Origin of the sequence: Promicromonospora sukumoe 327MFSha3.1, from assembly GCF_000385135.1 — a bacterium.
Taxonomy (GTDB): domain Bacteria; phylum Actinomycetota; class Actinomycetes; order Actinomycetales; family Cellulomonadaceae; genus Promicromonospora; species Promicromonospora sukumoe_B.
In genome coordinates this window covers 838893-857616 of sequence record NZ_ARQM01000011.1, presented here as the reverse complement: position 1 = coordinate 857616, position 18724 = coordinate 838893, and the positions used below count along the sequence as shown (strand labels likewise).

Annotated in this window: 16 protein-coding genes and 1 riboswitch; of the genes, 10 read left to right on the top strand and 6 right to left on the bottom strand. The window is 73.5% G+C overall.

Annotation, left to right across the window (positions count from 1 at the left end; genetic code table 11):
• Nucleotides 1-62 precede the first annotated feature (62 nt).
• Nucleotides 63-929: a general stress protein gene (locus tag H291_RS30610; RefSeq protein WP_157237134.1), complete on the bottom strand. Its 867-nt coding sequence runs from the start codon at nucleotides 927-929 to the stop codon at nucleotides 63-65.
• A gap of 72 nt (nucleotides 930-1001) precedes the next feature.
• Between H291_RS30610 and H291_RS0117520 the strand changes: the two genes are divergently transcribed.
• A complete protein-coding gene (locus tag H291_RS0117520) occupies nucleotides 1002-2330 on the top strand; it encodes a magnesium transporter MgtE N-terminal domain-containing protein (RefSeq protein WP_051109512.1) in 1329 nt (442 codons plus the stop codon).
• Complete coding sequence (locus H291_RS0117515) at nucleotides 2323-2847, top strand: DUF1003 domain-containing protein (protein WP_020016309.1); 525 nt, start codon at nucleotides 2323-2325, stop codon at nucleotides 2845-2847. Before H291_RS0117520 ends, H291_RS0117515 begins: the two co-directional genes overlap by 8 nt.
• On the opposite strand, the gene H291_RS0117510 is transcribed toward H291_RS0117515, so the two are convergent.
• Nucleotides 2802-4724 carry a hypothetical protein gene (locus tag H291_RS0117510; RefSeq protein ID WP_026365862.1) on the bottom strand — a complete coding sequence of 641 codons (1923 nt, stop codon included), beginning with the start codon at nucleotides 4722-4724 and terminating at the stop codon, nucleotides 2802-2804. The genes H291_RS0117515 and H291_RS0117510 overlap by 46 nt on opposite strands.
• A gap of 105 nt (nucleotides 4725-4829) precedes the next feature.
• Between H291_RS0117510 and H291_RS0117505 the strand changes: the two genes are divergently transcribed.
• The 7 genes from H291_RS0117505 (at nucleotide 4830) to H291_RS0117475 (ending at nucleotide 13892) form a co-directional block, all read left to right on the top strand.
• Nucleotides 4830-5969, top strand: coding sequence for an Mrp/NBP35 family ATP-binding protein (locus H291_RS0117505; RefSeq protein WP_020016308.1), 1140 nt, complete (start codon nucleotides 4830-4832; stop codon nucleotides 5967-5969).
• A 246-nt stretch (nucleotides 5970-6215) separates the two neighbouring features.
• Entirely contained in the window at nucleotides 6216-7205 is a 990-nt protein-coding gene (locus H291_RS0117500) for an NAD-dependent epimerase/dehydratase family protein (RefSeq protein ID WP_033327270.1), read from the top strand.
• Between the two features lie 127 nt (nucleotides 7206-7332).
• On the top strand, nucleotides 7333-9411 hold the full coding sequence (locus tag H291_RS0117495; protein ID WP_020016306.1) for a beta-galactosidase: 2079 nt from the start codon (nucleotides 7333-7335) through the stop codon (nucleotides 9409-9411).
• 85 nt (nucleotides 9412-9496) lie between these two features.
• On the top strand, nucleotides 9497-10729 hold the full coding sequence (gene galK, locus H291_RS0117490; RefSeq protein WP_020016305.1) for a galactokinase: 1233 nt from the start codon (nucleotides 9497-9499) through the stop codon (nucleotides 10727-10729).
• 159 nt (nucleotides 10730-10888) lie between these two features.
• Nucleotides 10889-11977, top strand: a complete 1089-nt coding sequence (locus H291_RS0117485; protein WP_020016304.1) for a hypothetical protein — start codon at nucleotides 10889-10891, stop codon at nucleotides 11975-11977.
• Nucleotides 11974-12711 (top strand): ABC transporter ATP-binding protein, encoded by a 738-nt coding sequence (locus H291_RS0117480; protein WP_020016303.1) that lies wholly within the window; start codon nucleotides 11974-11976, stop codon nucleotides 12709-12711. The genes H291_RS0117485 and H291_RS0117480 overlap by 4 nt, the downstream gene beginning before the upstream one ends.
• The gene (locus H291_RS0117475) at nucleotides 12708-13892 is read left to right on the top strand and encodes an ABC transporter permease (RefSeq protein ID WP_020016302.1); all 1185 of its coding nucleotides are present in this window, start codon (nucleotides 12708-12710) and stop codon (nucleotides 13890-13892) included. Before H291_RS0117480 ends, H291_RS0117475 begins: the two co-directional genes overlap by 4 nt.
• On the opposite strand, the gene H291_RS0117470 is transcribed toward H291_RS0117475, so the two are convergent.
• The 4 genes from H291_RS0117470 to glyA all read right to left on the bottom strand — a co-directional run bounded on the left by H291_RS0117470 (nucleotide 13889) and on the right by glyA (nucleotide 17603).
• Complete coding sequence (locus tag H291_RS0117470; protein WP_020016301.1) at nucleotides 13889-14713, bottom strand: exodeoxyribonuclease III; 825 nt, start codon at nucleotides 14711-14713, stop codon at nucleotides 13889-13891. The genes H291_RS0117475 and H291_RS0117470 overlap by 4 nt on opposite strands.
• Nucleotides 14714-14761: 48 nt before the next feature.
• The gene (locus tag H291_RS0117465) at nucleotides 14762-15244 is read right to left on the bottom strand and encodes a VOC family protein (protein WP_020016300.1); all 483 of its coding nucleotides are present in this window, start codon (nucleotides 15242-15244) and stop codon (nucleotides 14762-14764) included.
• 189 nt (nucleotides 15245-15433) lie between these two features.
• A complete protein-coding gene (locus tag H291_RS0117460; protein ID WP_020016299.1) occupies nucleotides 15434-16318 on the bottom strand; it encodes a bifunctional methylenetetrahydrofolate dehydrogenase/methenyltetrahydrofolate cyclohydrolase in 885 nt (294 codons plus the stop codon).
• 4 nt (nucleotides 16319-16322) lie between these two features.
• Nucleotides 16323-17603, bottom strand: coding sequence for a serine hydroxymethyltransferase (glyA, locus tag H291_RS0117455; protein WP_020016298.1), 1281 nt, complete (start codon nucleotides 17601-17603; stop codon nucleotides 16323-16325).
• Between the two features lie 95 nt (nucleotides 17604-17698).
• Nucleotides 17699-17785: riboswitch (ZMP/ZTP riboswitch) on the bottom strand.
• Nucleotides 17786-17915: 130 nt separating this feature from the next.
• On the opposite strand from glyA, the gene H291_RS32710 reads away from it, so the two are divergent.
• Nucleotides 17916-18713 (top strand): hypothetical protein, encoded by a 798-nt coding sequence (locus H291_RS32710; protein ID WP_020016297.1) that lies wholly within the window; start codon nucleotides 17916-17918, stop codon nucleotides 18711-18713.
• Nucleotides 18714-18724: the final 11 nt, after the last annotated feature.

Sequence of the window (18724 nt, the reverse complement as noted above, 5' to 3'; positions counted from 1 at the left end):
GGTCGGTTGAGTGACCGGTCTCAAGACAACCGACCGAAGTCAGTGCCCGGAGCGGAGCGCCCCTACTTCTGGTCGTCCGACGGCGGCGCGTACGGGTTGTCCTGGTGGGGCTTCGGAGCGTCCTCGGCATCGGCCGGCGGGTCGGACGGGTTGTCCGACGGCGGGACCGGCGGCTGGGCCGGAGCGCCCTCGGCACCCGGAGCAGCCGGGGCGTCCGACGGCGGGACCGGCGCATCGGCCGGGGCCGGCGCACCAGCACCAGCACCAGCACCAGGCCGCATCGCGCCGTACCGGGGCTCACCGGACGGCGTGACCCAGCGGGGGTCCGGCGTCCGGGGCGCGGCGGGCGCGGTCGGCGCAGCGGCCGGGGCCTGCGCGGCCGGGGCACCGGGCTGCGCCGGCACGGCCGGGGACCCGACGGACGCCGCACCGCGCGCCTTGCCCAGGCCGCTCGGGGACTGCACCAGCATGGCCCGGGCGTCGCTCGCGTGCTCGTGGGCGCAGAGGATCGCGTAGGTCGCGGCGACGATCTGCGACGACGACGTGAAGTCGCGCCGTCCGCCCGTGAACGCGTAGGACAGGATCGAGAAGAGCAGGCCGAACCCGGCACCGAGCGCGATGCCGGCGAGCATGACCTGGAAACCGGACGAGGCCGAGAACAGCGTCAGCAGCAGGCCGACGAAGAAACCGAACCACGCGCCCGAGAGGGCGCCCGCGAGCGCCACCCGGCCGTAGGTCAGGCGTCCGGTGACCCGCTCGACCATGCGCAGGTCGGTGCCCACGATGGTGACGTTCTCGACGGGGAACTTGTTGTCGGAGAGGTAGTCGACCGCTTTCTGCGCCTCCAGGTAGGTGGAGTACGCGGCGACCTCGTCACCGGCCGGCAGGGTCGGGACCTTCGGGACGGCACCCGGGCGAGACATGCTCATGCTCATAGTCTCCCCTACCTGGACGATAACGGCGAGGAGCGACGCCCCCACGCGGGTCGTAGGCTGACCAGCGTGAGCGCCAGCACCAGGGTTTTCGTCGCACGTCTGGCCGGGACCTTGGTCTTCGACCCGATCGGGGACCAGGTGGGCCGGGTCCGTGATGTCGTCGTGCTGGTCCGGGCGAAGGGCGCGCCGCGCGCGGTGGGGCTGGTGGTCGAGGTCCCGGGACGGCGCCGGGTGTTCCTGCCGCTCACCCGCGTGACCAGCATCGACGCGGGTCAGGTGATCAGCACCGGCCTGGTGAACATGCGGCGGTTCGAGCAGCGGGCCATGGAGTCGGTGGTGCTGGGCGAGCTGCTCGACCGGCGCGTGCAGCTCAAGGACGGTTCGGGCGAGGTGACGATCGAGGACGTGTCAATCGCGCAGCAGCGCACCGGGGACTGGCTGGTGGACCAGCTGTTCGTGCGGCGGCGCTCGGCGCGGGGGTCGGGCCCGTTCCGGCGCGGTTCCACCCTGACGGTGCCGGTGGACGCGGTGCAGGACCTCACCAGCCGGTCGCCCGAGCAGGGCGCGGCGCGCCTGCTGGAGGCGTACGAGGACATGCGCGCGGCGGACCTCGCGGACGTGATCCGGGACCTGGGCACGGCGCGCCGGCTGGAGATCGCGCTCGCGCTGGACGACGAGCGGCTGGCCGATGTGCTGGAGGAGCTCCCGGAGGACGCACAGGTCTCCATCCTGTCGGGCCTGGACCGGGACCGCGCGGCCGACGTCCTGGAGGTCATGGAGCCGGACGACGCCGCCGACCTGCTGAACGAGCTGCCGGACGAGCAGGCGGCCCAGCTCCTGAACCTGATGGAGCCGGACGAGGCGGCCGACGTGCGGCGGCTGCTGGAGTACGCCGAGGACACGGCGGGCGGCCTGATGACGACGGAGCCCGTGATCCTGGGGGCGGACGACACGATCGCCACGGCCCTGGCCCAGATCCGGCGGAAGGAGCTGCCGCCTGCGCTGGCTTCGCTGGTGTTCGTGGTGCGGCCGCCGCTGGAGACCCCGACGGGGCGGTTCCTGGGAGTGGCGCACTTCCAGCGGCTGCTGCGGGAGCCCCCGCACGCGGCCGTGGCGTCCATGCTGGACACGGAGACGGAGTGGCTCACCCCGGACGCGTCGGTGGGTCAGGTGACGCGCCTGCTCGCGGCGTACGACCTGCTCGCCCTGCCGGTGCTGGACGCGCAGCGCCGCCTGCTGGGGGTGGTCACGGTCGACGACGTGCTGGACCACATCCTCCCGGACGACTGGCGCGGCAGCGACGACGAGCGGATGGAGGCGATCGCCGCGCAGTCCGCGCCGCCCGCGCCGTCGGCCCGCCGGACCCCCACGCGACGGGGGGCGAACCGTGCCTGACCGTCTCGACACCCCGCTCGCGCAGCGCCGCGGCATCGTCCCCCGGTTCCGGTTCGACGAGGAGGCCGTGGGCAAGGCCACCGAGGCCATCGCGCGGTTCCTCGGCACGCCGCGGTTCCTCATCTACCTCACGGTGTTCTGCCTGCTCTGGCTCGCGTGGAACATCTGGGCCCCGGAGGACCTGCGGTTCGACAGCGCGGCCAACGGGTTCACGGCGCTCACCCTGATGCTCTCGCTGCAGGCCAGCTACGCCGCGCCCCTGATCCTGCTGGCGCAGAACCGGCAGGACGACCGCGACCGCGTCACCGCGGAGCAGGACCGGCAGCGCGGCGAGCGCAACCTCGCCGACACCGAGTACCTGGCCCGGGAGATGGCGGCGCTGCGGCTGGCCCTGTCGGAGGTCGCGACGCGCGACTTCGTGCGCTCCGAGATCCGCAACCTCCTGGAGGAGCTGGACGAGAAGGAGCGCGGTCAGGGCTCCACGTCGTCGTGGAGCACCACGCGCGACAGCTCATAGGTGCCACCCGGCAGCTTCCAGTAGTGCAACCGGCGGGCCGACGGCGTGTTGACCTGCAGCGACACTCGCCAGCACACCGCGCCGTCGTCCCGGTGCCGGACGGGGTCGTCGCCGCCGGCGCCGGTGCGCAGGCGGTGCACCTGCAGGCCGTTCATGTCCTGCGCCAGGCCGGTCAGCACCATGACGAGCGTCCAGACGACGCGGTCCCGGCTGATGCCCTCGACCTCGGTCAGCGACGCGAGGAACCGGGGCCCGAGCGTGTACCCGGCCAGGGGGCGGCCGGCCTTCTCGGCCGCGGGGATGGCGCGGGCCCACTCGGTCAGCACCTCGAACCGGAGCTGCTCCTCGTCGTCGGCGAAGTACCGCTCCTCGGGCACCTCCACGCCGGCGTCGCCGAGCCGGTGGCGCAGGCGCGCCGCCTCCTGCCGGGCCTTGCGCAGGGCTGTGGCCTGCTGCTCCGCCCGCCGTTCGTTCCGCTCCAGCCGTTCGGTGAGCTCGCCGACGCGGCCCAGCAGGCGGTCCACCTCCAGCTCGACCTGGTGCCGCCGCACCTTGTCGTCCAGGAGCTCCTTCTCCAGCGACGCCACCCGGGACCGCGCGGCGTCGAGGGACAGGCTGAGGTCACGGGCGGCCTTGCCGGCCGGCTCCGGCTCAGGTTCCGACGTCGTCGGCGAGGGCAGGGTGTCGTGGGCGCCGGCGTGGAAGGCGGCGACGTCGCCGGGGGTGGGCTTGCGGCGGCCGTCGGTCTGGCCGTTCGTCGGGGCCGGGGCCGGTGTCGATGCGGACGTCGGGCGCAGGCCGAACAGGTCGCCGGGCGTGGGCCGTCCGGCGGGACCGATCGAGCCCAGCACCACGGGTCCGTCGATCCGCGGCAGCTCCGGCTCCGGCTCGGAGTCCGGTTCCGGCTCCGGCGGCTGGAGCCACGGCGGCCCGCCGTCCAGCAGCGCGATCGCGGGGACGGGCTCGTCCTGGGACTCGTCGACGTCGTCCAGCCGCAGGGCCAGGCCGTCGAGCGGGGCGGGCACGCGCCGGGCGGCGATCACCTCGCCCTTCGTGAAGAGGTCGCCCAGCAGGTCCAGGTCGTTGCCGGTGATCTCCGCGCGGCGCACCCGCACGTGGACGCCCGGCGCCAGGGCGATGCGCACGGCCTCGTCCTCGACGCTCTCCACGCGGCCCAGCACGACCTGGCCCACCCGGTAGGTGGTGTGCACCGCCCGGCGGAGGGCGGCGACGTCGGGCAGCATGCCGCGCACGTCGAGGAGGCGGCGCGCCGGGTCGAGCGCGCCCGCGACCCGCATGCCCGGGGCGAGCACCCGGGCGAGGGGGACGTCGGCCAGGACGAGCTCCTCGGCGACGGTGGCCTGGCCGCCGTCGTCGGTGCTGACCAGGGCGCGCGTGCCGAGCACGCCCAGCACGGTGCCCTCGACGGGCGTCGCGCCCGGGGCGCTGCGGGCCGCGCCGACGATCCCGGCGCGCACCGCGAACCGCATGACGTCGCTGACCAGCCGGTCGCGCACGCGCGCGTCCTCGTCGCTCGAGTAGGCGAAGTGCAGCGGCGAGCGCCGCGGCTGGTGCACCCACTCCAGGTCGGTACCGTAGACCCGGGACGCGCCGCCGTAGACCTGCGTGTCCGGCGGCATGCCCGACGAGAACTCCCAGGACACGTCGCCCGTCGGGATGACGACGACCTCGGCGAGCCCGGCCACGTCGTCGAGCACCCGCTGGGGGTCCACGAAGGGGGCGTCGTGGCCGGCCGGGGTGGAGATGACGACCACCGGCCAGGGGCGACCCTGGCGCTGCAGCTCGGTCGCGAGCTCGCGCGCCTGGCCCTCCGAGGCGACACGCCGGACTCGCGCCGGGACGCGTGGCTCGGTCATGGGGGCCTCCTCACCCTTGGTGGTGACGCAGCGTACCGTTACCAACTGACGGGCACTGCAAGGACCCCGGCGTGGGCCGGTCCGGGGCCCGCCTAAGATCGATTCATGACCTCAGTCGACTCCCCCACGCTCGAGGCTCGTGTCCGCGACGCGCTGACCGGCGTGCTGGACCCAGAGATCCGGCGGCCCATCACCGACCTGGGCATGGTCCGGTCGGTCTCGGTCGGCGACGGCGGGGCGGTGACCGTGGGCGTGGACCTGACCGTAGCGGGCTGCCCGATGAAGTCGACGCTGGTCAAGGACGTGACGGCGGCGGCGACGGCGGTCGAGGGCGTGGCCGGGGTCGACGTCGACCTGGGCGTGATGACGGCCGAGCAGCGCTCCTCGCTGCGGTCGAAGCTGCGCGGCGGCGCGGGCGACCCCGTGATCCCGTTCTCGCAGCCGGGCTCGATGACCAAGGTGTTCGCGGTGGCGTCCGGCAAGGGCGGCGTGGGCAAGTCGTCCGTCACGGCGAACCTCGCGGTGGCGCTGGCCGCCGACGGCCTGTCGGTCGGTGTGATCGACGCCGACATCTACGGCTTCTCGATCCCCCGGATGCTGGGCGTGGACCGGCAGCCGACGCGGGTCGACAACATGCTGCTGCCGCCCATCGCCCACGGGGTCAAGGTGGTCTCGATCGGCATGTTCGTGCCGCAGGGCCAGCCCGTGGTCTGGCGGGGGCCGATGCTGCACCGCGCGCTGGAGCAGTTCCTCGCGGACGTGTTCTGGGGCGACCTGGACGTGCTGCTGCTCGACCTGCCGCCCGGCACGGGCGACATCGCGATCTCGGTGGCGCAGCTGCTGCCGTCGTCGGAGATCCTCGTGGTCACGACGCCGCAGGCCGCGGCCGCCGAGGTCGCCGAGCGCGCCGGGTCGGTGGCGGCCCAGACGTCGCAGGGGGTGGTGGGCGTGGTCGAGAACATGTCGTGGCTGGAGCAGCCCGACGGCACCCGGCTGCCGATCTTCGGCGAGGGCGGCGGCGAGCAGGTCTCGGCGCGGCTCACCCAGGTGATCGGCAAGAACGTGCCGCTGCTCGGCCAGGTGCCGCTCGACGTCGCCGTCCGTGAGGGTGGGGACGCCGGCACCCCCGTCGTCCTGACGGCGCCCGACTCCCCCGGGGCGAAGGTACTCCGCGAGGTCGCGGCGGCGCTCGCCAGCCGCAAGCGGGGGCTGGCGGGGATGCAGCTGGGGATCAACCCGGCGTGACGTAGGGCCGGCGGGGCGGCTCGCGGAGGCTCGCGTGCCGGCGCGGCCGGTTTCCCCTCCGAACCGGGGCTGGGCTGCCCCCTCGCCTTCGAGGCCTAAGTTTCTTCGCTTTCAGCAGTCGCAAAGCGAAGAAACTTAGGCCTCGAAGGGGATGGCGGCCCGCCCGATCCCGCGCTACGCCCGGCGGAGATTCGCCAGGAGCAGATAACGGTGCCCCGGAGCCCCCGATGCGGTTCGGTGGGCACCATGCGAATCCTGGTGCTCGGTGGAACCGTCTTCCTGTCCCGCGCCGTCGCGGCGGCCGCCGTGGCCCGTGGCCACGACGTCGTGTGCGCGGCACGCGGTCTGAGCGGCACCGTGCCCGACGGCGCCACCCTGGTGCGCTGGGACCGCGCCGACGAGGTGCCCGGGGAGCTGACGGGCACGACGTTCGACGCCGTCGTCGACGTCTCCCGCATCCCCTCGCACGTGCGCCGCGCCGTCGCGGCCTTCCCGGACGCGCACTGGACCTTCGTCTCGACCGTCAACGTCTACGCCGACACGGCGACCGTGGGCGGCACCCCCGCCACCCTCCCGCTCCTGGACCCGATCGAGACCGACGAGGACCCGGCCTCCGGCCCCGAGGTGTACGGCGCCATGAAGGTGGCCTGCGAGAACATCGTCCGCTCGGGCGCAGGGTCGGCCCTCGTGATCCGGCCCGGCCTGATCGTCGGACCGGGCGACCCGAGCGGCCGGTTCACCTACTGGCCCGCCCGGTTCGCCCAGGCGGCCGACGACGGCCTGCCGGTGCTGGTCCCCGAGCCGGTGGACGACCCGGTCCAGCTCGTCGACGTCCGCGACCTCGCGGACTGGATCGTCACGGCGGCGGAGCGCGGCACGACGGGCGACTTCGACGCCGTCTGCCCGCCCCTCCCCCGCGCCGAGCTGCTCGCGCAGGTGGCCGACGGCGCGGGCGCGGACCCGGAGCTCGTCGCGGTCGCCCCGCAGGCCCTCGCCGAGCACGAGGTGAACCCGTGGTCCGGACCCCGGTCGATCCCGTTCTGGGCGGGCGACCTCGTGGAGGGCGGGTTCATGACCCACGACGTGACGTCCTCGCTGGCGGCGGGGCTGCGGATCCGGCCGTTCGCCGACACCGCCCGTGACACCCTGGCGTGGCTGCGCGACACCCCGGACGCCAAGGTCACCGGCCTGACCCGGGACGAGGAGCAGGAGGTGCTGGCCGCGATCCGGGGGTGAGCTGCGCGGTGCGCCGGACGCCGTCGGGAAGCGTATTCCCCCGGCCACCCGGAGGACCTACGGTTGTCCTGGTACGACGTACGGCCGTCGGCCGAGCTCCACCAGCTCCACCGCGAGAGGACCCTCCATGCCCACCACCGGAAGCAGCTTCACGCCCGGACCGCAATTCGACGGCTGGCTGACCGGCGTCGACCAGATCAGCTACGGCGGCGACTACAACCCCGAGCAGTGGCCCGAGGAGGTCTGGGCGGAGGACGTCCGGCTCATGAACGAGGCGGGCGTGAACCTGGTCAGCCTCGGCATCTTCAGCTGGGCGCTGCTGGAGCCGCGGCCGGGCGAGTTCGACTTCGGCTGGCTGGACCGCATCATCGGCCTGCTGCACGACGGCGGGGTCCGCATCCTGCTCGCCACGCCGACGGCGGCCCCGCCGGCCTGGCTGTACGCGGCGCACCCCGACGCCCGGGTGGTCGACCGGGACGGCACCCCGATGGGGCCGGGCGGCCGCGGGCTCATGGCGCCCACGGCCCCCGCCTACCGGGAGGCCGCGCTGCGCATCTCCACGGCGCTGGCCGAGCGGTACGGCAAGCACCCCGCGCTGGCCGGCTGGCACGTGCACAACGAGTACGGCGCGCCGGTGGCGCTGGACTACTCCGTGCACGCCCAGCGCGCGTTCCGCGAGTGGCTGCGCGAGCGGTACGGCTCCCTCGACGCCCTGAACGCCGCCTGGGGCACGGCCTTCTGGGGTCAGCACTACGCCGACTGGGAGCACGTCCAGGTCCCGGCGGCCGCCCCGGAGGCGGTCAACCCGGCCCAGCAGCTCGACTTCGCGCGGTTCTCGGACGCCGCCCTGCGGGCCTGCTTCATCGCCGAGCGCGACGCCGTCCGCGAGCACTCGACAGCCCCGGTGACCACCAACTTCATGGCCGCGAGCTGCCCCTGGACGGACCTGTTCGCGTGGGGCAAGGAGGTCGACCTCGTCTCGAACGACCACTACCTCCGGGCCGCCGACCCGCGCGGGTACGTGGGACTGTCGCTGGCCGCCGACCTCACGCGGTCCGTCGCGGGCGGCAAGCCGTGGCTCCTGCTGGAGCACTCGACGTCGGCCGTGAACTGGCAGCCGCGCAACGTGGCCAAGCGGCCCGGGGAGCTGGCCCGCAACTCGCTCGCCCACCTGGGTCGCGGCGCGGACGCGGTCATGTTCTTCCAGTGGCGCGCCTCCCGGTCCGGCGCGGAGAAGTTCCACTCCGCGATGCTGCCGCACGCCGGTACCGCCTCGCGGGTGTGGCGCGAGGTCACCGAGCTGGGCGCGAACCTGGGCCGACTGGCCGAGCTGCGCGGCTCCCGCGTCCGGGCCGACGTCGCCCTGGTCTGGGACTACGAGTCGTTCTGGGCGCAGGACCTGGAGTTCCGGCCCAGCGAGGGCGCGCGGCACCGCGAGCGCGTCGACGCCTACTACGACCGGCTCTGGCGGGACGGCCACACGGTCGACCTGGTCCGCCCCGGGCAGGACCTGTCGGGGTACAAGCTGGTCGTCGCCCCGGCGTCGTACCTGCTCCGGGCCGAGGACGCCGCCAACCTCACCGCCTACGTCGAGGGCGGCGGCTCGCTGCTGGTGAGCTACTTCAGCGGCATCGTCGACGAGCACGACGCCGTGCACCCCGGCGGCTTCATGGCCCCGCTGCGCGAGGCGCTGGGCGTGTGGGTCGAGGAGTTCCTGCCGCTGCGCGCCGACGACGCGCTCACCGTCGCCTACCGCGCCGGTGCGGCGGGGGCCGGCGCCGCGACCAACGACACCACCGACCTCACGGGCACGGTCTGGGCGGACGACCTGGTGCTGGACGGCGCCGAGCCCGTCGGCACCTACACCGACGGCCCCAAGCCGGGCGGCGCGGCCATCACCCGGCACCGGCACGGCGCGGGCACGGGCTGGTACGTGTCCACCGCGCTCGACGTCGACGCGCTGTCCACGGTCATGGCCGACGTCTACGCGGGCGCGGGTCTGGCGGCGTCGGGCACGGTGGAGGGGCTGGAGGTGGTGCGCCGGCACGGCGACGGCGCCTCCTGGACCGTGGCGATCAACCACACCGACGGCGACGTGAAGCTGCCGCTGACCGGTCTGGCAACCGATCTGCTCACCGGGCAGGAGGTCGTGGGCGACGCCGACGTGCCCGCCGGAGGGGTCCGCGTGCTGCGCCAGGAGGCCTGAGCCCGCGTCCCGATCCTGGGCGCGCCGGTCTCGCTGCCTGACCGGCGGGTGGGGCCGGCGCGCACAGGAGGCAATAATCAGACACGTGACCACCATCAACTGGCTCGAGGCCTGGACCGCCGATGACGGCGCCCGCCGGGTCGACGAGCTCTTCACTCGTTCGTTCGACGGCTCCCCCGAGGGCGTCTGGTCCGCTCCCGGGCGCGTCAACCTCATCGGCGAGCACACCGACTACAACGCCGGGCTCTGCCTCCCGACGGCGCTGCCGCACCGCACCTACATCGCGCTGCGACCGCGTGACGACGACCAGGTCCGTCTGGTGTCGGCGCAGGCCGAGGGCGTCTGGGAGACCAGCCTGTCCGACGTCGCCCCGGGCGCCGTCCGGGGCTGGGGCGCCTACGTCGCCGGCGTGGCCTGGGCCCTGGCCGAGGCCGGGCACAAGGTCGGCGGCTTCGACGCCGCCGTGGACTCGTGCGTCCCGTTCGGGGCCGGCCTGAGCTCCTCGGCCGCCCTGGAGGCCGCCGTCGCCGTGGCCCTGGACGCCGTCGCGGGCCTCGGCCTGGCCGCGTCCGACGCCGGCCGCGCCGAGCTGGTCGACGCGACCCGCCGCGCGGAGAACGAGATCGCGGGCGCGCCCACGGGCGGGCTCGACCAGTCGGCGTCGCTGCGCTGCCGCGAGGGCCACGCGCTGCTGCTCGACTTCCGGCCGGGCCTCAAGCCGCTGGAGTCGGGCGTCCCCGTGCCGTTCGACCTCGAGACCGCCGGGCTCACGCTCCTCGTGGTCGACACCAAGGCGGAGCACTCGCACGTCGACGGCGAGTACGGGGCGCGCCGCGCCTCGTGCGAGCAGGCCGCGGAGCTGCTGGGGCTGGAGTCGCTGCGCGAGATCGCGCCGACGCTGGGCGGGATGGGCATCGACAAGGCGCTGGCCGCACTCGAGCCGCACGACCCCGACGGCGTGCTGCGCCGCCGGGTGCGCCACGTGGTCTCCGAGATCGACCGCACCGCGCGGTTCGCCGACCTGGTGCGCGAGGGCCGCGCCGCCGACGTCGGCCCGTTCATGGTCGCCTCGCACGTCTCGCTGCGCGACGACTACGAGGTCTCCTGCCGCGAGCTCGACCTGGTGGTCGACTCGGCCATGGCGGCGGGCGCCCTCGGCGCGCGCATGACGGGCGGCGGGTTCGGCGGCAGCGCCATCGCGCTGGTCCGCCTGTCCGACGTCGACACGGTCGCCCAGGCGGTCGCGGACGCGTTCGCCGACGCCGGCCTGACGGCCCCGGTGTTCCTGCTGGCGCCGCCGTCGGCCCCGGCGGCCTGAGCGGCGCCCTACCCGATCCCGCGCAAGGGCTCCGCACCGTCAGGTGCGGGGCCCTTCCTCGCAAAGGCTTGGCTTCACCCCGTACTTTCATCCCCTCCGGGGCGGTACCTGCATTAATGTCCAGCAGGCTGCCACCCGTCCCCGCCGCGAGGAGCCCCCGTGGGTGCTGTCCGCCAGTACGTATTCCCCACCGCCCGGATCGTCATCTGGGCCGTGATCGCCGCCGCGCTCGTGGTCCTGGCGCTCAAGGGCGCCGAGCTCGACCCGCCCGACGCGCTGCAGCCCACGGGCGAGATCACCGAGGCGGTGATCCCCGTCGAGAAGGGCTCCGTCACCAACGCGGTCACCGTGCCCGCGTCCGTGGTCACCGACCCGCCGGTCGAGATCAAGGCCACGGCGGACGGCGTGATCGCCGAGATCGAGGTCGACGACGCGAAGGTCGGCAAGGACACCCGCGTCCTGTGGATCAAGAGCGAGGAGCTCGTCGACCCGGTCGTCGACGTCGACGCGGAGACCGGCGAGGAGACCGTCACCGAGCAGGAGCCGAAGGTCACCTGGACCTCGGCCCTCGCCCCGGTCGCCGGCACCGTGGACATCACGGTGCTCAAGGACCAGGCGGTCACGGTCGGCGAGGTCATCGGCACCGTCTCCCCCGGCACCCTGTCCGTGTCGGGCACGCTCACCGCCGACCAGCAGTACCGGCTGGTCGGGGCCACCGGCAAGGCGCAGGTGACGCTCAAGGGCGGGCCCGCGCCGTTCACCTGCACCGGGCTGACGATCGGCGAGGCACCCGCCGGCGAGTCGGGTGGCGAGTCCGCCGGCATGGAGGTCCCCATGGCGGGCGCCCCCGACGCTGCCACGGGCGCCGTCCACTGCTCCATCCCGCGCAAGGTCAAGGCGTTCTCCGGCCTGGGCGCCGAGATCGAGATCACGAACGGCAACGCGAAGGACGTCGTCGTGGTGCCGATCTCCGCGGTGCTCGGCACCTCGCAGACCGGCCGCGTGTGGGTCGTCAAGGAGGAAGGCGCCGAGCCCGAGCCCCGCGACGTGACCCTGGGCCTGACGGACGGCCTCCAGGTCGAGGTCACCAAGGGCCTGAAGGCCGGCGAGCAGATCCTGGAGTTCACGCCCGTCGACGACGGCACGGAGGGCGGCGTCGACTGCGACGACAGCGCCGCCTACGACCAGGCGGCGATGGACGGCGACATGGACGCCGTGCGGGCGTTCGAGGAGGAGTGCTTCGGATGACCGGGATCCCGCTCGTCGACCTGCAGGGCGTCACCCGGCACGTGGAGCTCCCCGACGGGAGCACGCTGGAGATCCTCCGCGGGGTCGACCTGACGGTCGGTCCCGGTGAGCACGTGGCGATCGTCGGCCGCTCCGGCACCGGCAAGTCCACCCTGCTGAACATCCTGGGCCTGCTCGACTCCCCCACGTCCGGCGAGTACCTCCTGGAGGGCGAGCCCGTGGGCCGGCTGCGCAGCCGGGCCCTGGCCCGGCGCCGCGGCGACGACTTCGGCTTCGTGTTCCAGCAGTTCAACCTGCTGCAGGGGCGGACCGCCCTGGAGAACGTGGCCGCGCCCCTCCTGTACGCGCGCGGCAGGCAGTTCTGGAACCGCACCCGGCTCGCCTCGCAGTCGCTCGAACGCGTCGGGCTGGGCGAGCGCCTCGACACGCGGCCCGAGAAGCTGTCCGGCGGCGAGCAGCAGCGCGTCGCCATCGCCCGCGCCCTGGTGCGCGGGCCGCGCGTGATCCTCGCCGACGAGCCCACCGGCGCCCTCGACGTCGAGACCGGGCAGGCGATCATGACCCTCCTGGACGACGCCGCGAGCGAGACCGGGGCGGCGCTGGTGACCATCACGCACGACCTCGCGATCGCGGCCCGCGCCGACCGGCAGTTCCGGCTGGCCGACGGCGTGCTGGTACCCATCCACCTCGACGCACCCGCCGCCGTGGCCGAGACCGCGGGACTCCCCGCATGACCGGGTTCGTGGGCGCGATCGTCGAGGCCTGGGACGAGCTGCGGATCCACAAGGTCCGCGTGCTGCTCGCGCTGGTCGGCGTCGCCTGCGCCGTCACCGCGATCACCGGCATCACGGCCGCCGTGACGATGTTCGGCCAGGCCATGCAGGAGCAGAACGAGCGCATGTCGGGCCGTGACACCACGCTGGAGGCGTGGTCGATGGGTCCGACCGAGGGCGCGATGACGGCGGCCGAGACGGACGCGGTCGTCGACGCCGTCGCCGAACGGCACAAGATCTCCTACCACTCCGTGCGCGCGACCATGGACCTCGCGGTGCACGGCGGGGACAGCGGGACCTACGTGGACTGGTCGGCCGTCGACGCCGACAGCGGGACCATCACCCGCCAGGACCTCGACGCGGGCCGCTGGTTCACGGAGTCCGACGCCGAGCGGCTGGCCCCGGTGCTCGTGGTGAACCAGGCGTTCCTGGACGCCTACGCCGGGGGCGCCCCCGTGACCACGCACCCGAAGGTCGTGCTCGAGGGCGAGTCGCCCGTGGCCGCCACGGTGATCGGTGTGGTGCCCGTGCAGTGGAACGACGAGGGCCCGCGCGCCATGATGCTGTTCGACCAGGCCGTGCGCTGGTTCCCCGACCGGGTGATGGCCGACAACTACCGGTTCTGGGTACCACCGGAGCTCGCCGACCGGTTCGCCGAGGTGCTGCCCCGCGACCTGGCGGCGGCGGGCGTCCGGTTCGAGGTGCAGCAGCCGATGGCCGACGCGGTGGTGATCGACCGCGTGCTCCAGTACCTGGTGCTCGGCGTCGGCGGCTTCGCGCTGCTGCTGGGCGGCCTCGGGCTGCTCAACATCGCGCTCGTCACCGTGCGCTACCGCATCCGGGAGATCGGCATCCGGCGGTCCTTCGGGGCCACCAGCGGCCGCGTGTTCTTCGGCGTGCTCATGGAGTCGGTGGTCGCCACCACCGTGGCGGGCGTGGTCGGCGTGGTCATCGCGGTGGCCGTGATCAAGAACATCCCGATCGACCGCATCTTCGGCCGGCCGCTCGACGACCTGCCCGGCTTCCCGTTCGACGCCGCGCTGGTGGGCATGGCGTGCGCCGTCGGGATCGGCGCGCTGGCCGGGCTGATCCCGGCGATCTACGCCGTGCGGGTCAAGGTGATCGACGCGATCCGGTACTAGAGCTCGTAGGTCGCCACGACCGGGGCGTGGTCGCTCCAGCGCTCCGCGTAGGTGGGCGCCCGGTCGACCTCGACCTTGCGGCAGGCGCCCGCGAGCGCCTGGTTGGCGAGCTGGTAGTCGATGCGCCAGCCGGAGTCGTTGTCGTACGCGGCGCCCCGCCAGGACCACCAGGTGTACGGGCCTGGGCCGTCGCCCGCGTGGTGGCGGCCCAGGTCGGTCCAGCCGTGCTCGTCGAGCCAGCGGGTCACGTAGGCACGTTCCTCGGGCAGGAATCCGGCGCTCTTCTGGTTGCCCTTCCAGTTCTTGATGTCCACGTTCTGGTGGGCGATGTTGAGGTCGCCCGCGACGACGGCGGGCGTGGGCGCCTCGGCGAGCTGCGCCAGGCGCGCGGTGACCTTCTCCAGGTAGGCGTACTTGGCGACCATGGTGTGCTCCTGGCCCGGGTTGGTCGACCCGGAGTGCAGGTAGGCGGAGATCGCGGTGAAGGTGCCGCCGTCGGGCAGGCTGATGTCGGCCTCGACCCAGCGGCCGGTGTCGGCGCCCTCCTCGGCGGCGCCGTCCTTGCCGTGGGCCGCGAGGCCCGTGCGGACCTCACCGAGCGGCAGGCGGGACGCGACGAGCACGCCGGCGCGGCCCTTGACCTCGCTCTCCGCGTGGGCGACGTGCCAGCCGTCGAGCACCTCGCGGACGAGCTTGTCGGGGGCGCGCACCTCCTGCAGCAGGAGCACGTCCGGGGTGCGAGTGGCGATCCAGGACTCCATGCCGCGGCGGACGGCGGCTCGGATCCCGTTGACATTGGCGGTGGCGACGATCAGGGGCACCGGGGCAGCCTAACCGGAGCCCCTGACACGCCCCCGATCACGGGTGCGTCATGCGCCGTCGTGCGCCGCCTGCAGGGCCGCGACGTCGATCTTGCCCATCTGCAGCATGGCGTTCATCGTGGCGATCTCGGCGGGCGTCGTGTACGAGCCGCTGAGCCGCTCGAGCTCCTTGGGGATCACCTGCCAGGACACCCCGAACTTGTCCGTGCACCAGCCGCACGCGCCGGGCTCGCCGCCGTCGGCGGTCAGGACGTCCCAGTAGTGGTCGACCTCGGCCTGGCCCTCGACCGAGAGGTAGAACGAGAACGCCTCGTCGAGCGTGCGGTGCGGTCCGGCGTTCAGGCCGATCACGGGCTGCCCGGCCACGGTGAACTCCACGACGAAGTCGGTGCCGGCCTCGGCGCCCGGGGCGTTCTCCGGCGCCTTGACCACGCGCTCGATCGACGAGCCGGGGATGTGCTCGGCGTAGAAGGCGGCGGCCTCGCCGGCCTTGTTGTTCCCGAACCAGAGATGGGTCCGAACGCTCACCATGATGTCCTCCTGAGTCGGTCGGGGCCGCAGCGGCCCCGACATCAACTCTTCAGACGCCGCGCCGCCCCGCAACTCATCGCAGGCCAGTTCACCCGCCGGCGTCCCGCCGTCGGCCGGGGTCGAACGTAGGAATGGTCGCCCTCTCAGTGCTGAGAGAGCGACCATTCCTACGTTCGGCGGCAGATCAGGTCACGGGACCAGCGAGCGCTCCGCCGACTCCACCACGTTGGCCAGCAGCATCGCGCGGGTCATCGGGCCGACGCCGCCCGGGTTGGGCGACACCCAGCCCGCGATCTCGGCGGCCTCGGGCGAGACGTCGCCGACGACACGCGACTTGCCCGTCTCCGGGTCGGTCTCGCGCGAGACGCCGACGTCGATCAGCACGGCGCCCGGCTTGACCATGTCGCCGGACACGATGCCCTTGACGCCCGCGGCGGCCACGACGACGTCGGCCCGCCGGACCAGCGCCGCGAGGTCCTGCGTGCCGGTGTGCGTCAGGGTGACCGTCGCGTTCACGGCGCGCCGCGTGAGCAGCAGACCGATCGGGCGGCCCACGGTGACGCCGCGGCCGAGCACCACGATCTCCTTGCCCGCGAGCTTGATGCCGTGCCGCTCCACCAGCTCGATGATGCCGCGCGGCGTGCAGGGCAGCGAGGACGTGACGTCCTCGTTGACCCGCAGCACCAGGCGCCCCAGGTTGGTGGGGTGCAGGCCGTCGGCGTCCTTGTCGGGGTCGACGAGCTCCAGCACGCGGTTGGTGTCGATGCCCTTGGGCAGCGGGAGCTGCACGATGTACCCGGTGCAGGCCGGGTCCTCGTTCAGCCGGCGCACCGCGGCCTCGATCTCGTCCTGCGTCGCGGTCTCCGGGAGGTCCTCCCGGATCGACGCGATGCCCACCTCGGCGCAGTCGCGGTGCTTGCCCGCCACGTACCACTGCGAGCCCGGGTCCTCGCCGACCAGCAGCGTGCCGAGGCCGGGGATGACGCCGCGGTCGCGCAGCGCCGTCACGCGGTCCTTGAGCTCCGCCTTGATCGACGCGGCCGTGGCCTTGCCGTCCAGGATCTGTGCGGTCATCGGCTCAGAGCCCCGGGTAGAGCGGGAACGCGGCGGTCAGCTTCTCGACCCGCGCGGAGAGGGCGTCGACGTCGGTCGCGGCGCCGTCCTTCAGGGCCGTCGCGATGATGTCGGCGACCTCGGTGAACTCGGCGTCGCCGAACCCGCGCGTGGCCAGGGCCGGCGTGCCGATGCGCAGGCCCGAGGTGACACGCGGGGGCCGCGGGTCGAACGGGACGGCGTTGCGGTTCACGGTGATCCCGGCGTCGTGCAGGAGGTCCTCGGCCTGCTGACCGTCGAGCTGGGAGTTGCGGAGGTCCACGAGCACCAGGTGCACGTCGGTGCCGCCCGTCAGCACGGACGCGCCGGCCGCGGCGACGTCGGGCTGCGAGAGGCGCTCGGCGATGATCGAGGCGCCACGGAGCGTGCGCTCCTGGCGGTCCTTGAACGACTCGGTCGCCGCGACCTTGAACGAGACCGCCTTGGCGGCGATCACGTGCATGAGCGGGCCGCCCTGCTGGCCCGGGAAGACGGCGGAGTCGATCTTCTTGGCGTACTCCTCCTTGGAGAGGATGAAGCCGGAGCGCGGCCCGCCGATCGTCTTGTGCACGGTCGAGGAGACGACGTCGGCGTGCGGCACCGGGGACGGGTGCAGCCCGGCGGCCACCAGGCCGGCGAAGTGCGCCATGTCGACCCAGAGCTTGGCGCCGACCTCGTCGGCGACCTCGCGGAACGCCGCGAAGTCGAGGTGCCGCGGGTAGGCGGACCAGCCCGCGATGATGACGTCGGGGCGGTGCTCCAGCGCCTTCTTGCGGACCTCGTCCATCTCGATGCGGTAGGACTGCGGGTCCACGCCGTAGGCGCCGACGTCGTACAGCTTGCCGCTGAAGTTGATCCGCATGCCGTGCGTGAGGTGGCCGCCGTGGGCCAGCTCGAGGCCGAGGATCTTGTCGCCCGCGTTGATCAGGGCGTGCAGCACCGCGGCGTTGGCCTGGGCGCCGGAGTGCGGCTGGACGTTGGCGTGCTCGGCGCCGAACAGGTCCTTGGCACGGGCGATAGCGAGGTTCTCCGCGATGTCCACCTGTTCGCAGCCACCGTAGTAGCGGCGGCCCGGGTAGCCCTCGGCGTACTTGTTGGTCAGGACCGAGCCCTGCGCCTCCAGGACGGCACGCGGCACGAAGTTCTCGGACGCGATCATCTCGAGCGTGTCGCGCTGGCGGGCCAGCTCACCGGTAAGGACGGCGGCGATCTCGGGGTCGAGCTCGGCGAGCGGGGTGGCGAGCGGGTCGGGAGTCGATGCGCTCATAGCTCCTCGATTCATGCGGGACGGGGATTGTCGGACGGCGGCGGATGGCACACGCACCGTGCCGGACGGCCCGGGCGCACACCTTCCACGAGGTGACCCAGGGCCCAGGCGAACGACCCGTCGTCGGCATGACTCGTCGCTCCCCGGTGGTGATCCACCTGACGCCAGTCGCGACCCGAAGATCGTAGCAGCGGCGGTCGAAACCGGTGCCCGGCGCCCGCCGTTCAGCGGCCATTCGCAAGAAACCCCGGGATTGCAACGAAAGTACCTGAGACCTTTTGCTATTCACGCCGACGTCGCTACTGTGCCGCCATGCCCTCCCCCGTGTCACCGGACGCAGGTGTTCCGGAACACCAGCCAGAACCGCGCGCCCACCAGGCCCAGCCCGGACGACGGTCCGTCCAGTTCGAACCGGTCCAGCGGTCCGGCGGGTTCCAGCCCCGGACCGGCCAGTTCCCGGCCCGGCCGGCGGCCGAGCCGGCGCCCGCCGCACCCGAGCAGCGGCCGAGTGGCAAGGGCGGCGGCGAGCGCCGCGGCGGCACCCGGCGGGACAAGATCTGGTCCGTCGTCGCGTTCCTCGTGGCGGCCGGCGTGATCATCGCGGTGGGCATCCACTTCTTCGGGCCCGACAGCGGCGACGAGACGGTGGCGGCGTCCTGGGCGGTCGACTCCTGCGCCGGGCCGAACCCGTCGCCCGAGGCCACCGCGGGGGGAAAGGCCTACCTCCCGCTGCCCTGCGAGGACCCTGAGGCCACGGTCACGATCCTCGACATCCAGGACGCGGTGTCGGTGGCGCAGCTGCACTGCCCGGACGGCACCGACGTCGTCTTCCAGAAGGACGGCCAGGCCGGCGGCGAGACGCAGGGCGTGTGCGCCCGCAACCTGTCCGACGACCACCCCGGGGACCCCGGCAACGGCGGCGGACAGCTCGTGACCGGCGACTGCGTGGACAGCCAGGGCGCCGAGCTCGCCTGCGCGTCGAGGGGCGCGCAGAAGGTCACCGGCCTGATCGTCAGCGGCATGGAGTGCCCCGAGGGCACCAAGGACAAGCTGGAGCTCGGCTTCGACGCCTCCCGCAGCTTCGAGACGGTCTGCCTCGGCGGCAGGTAGCGCCGCCTGCG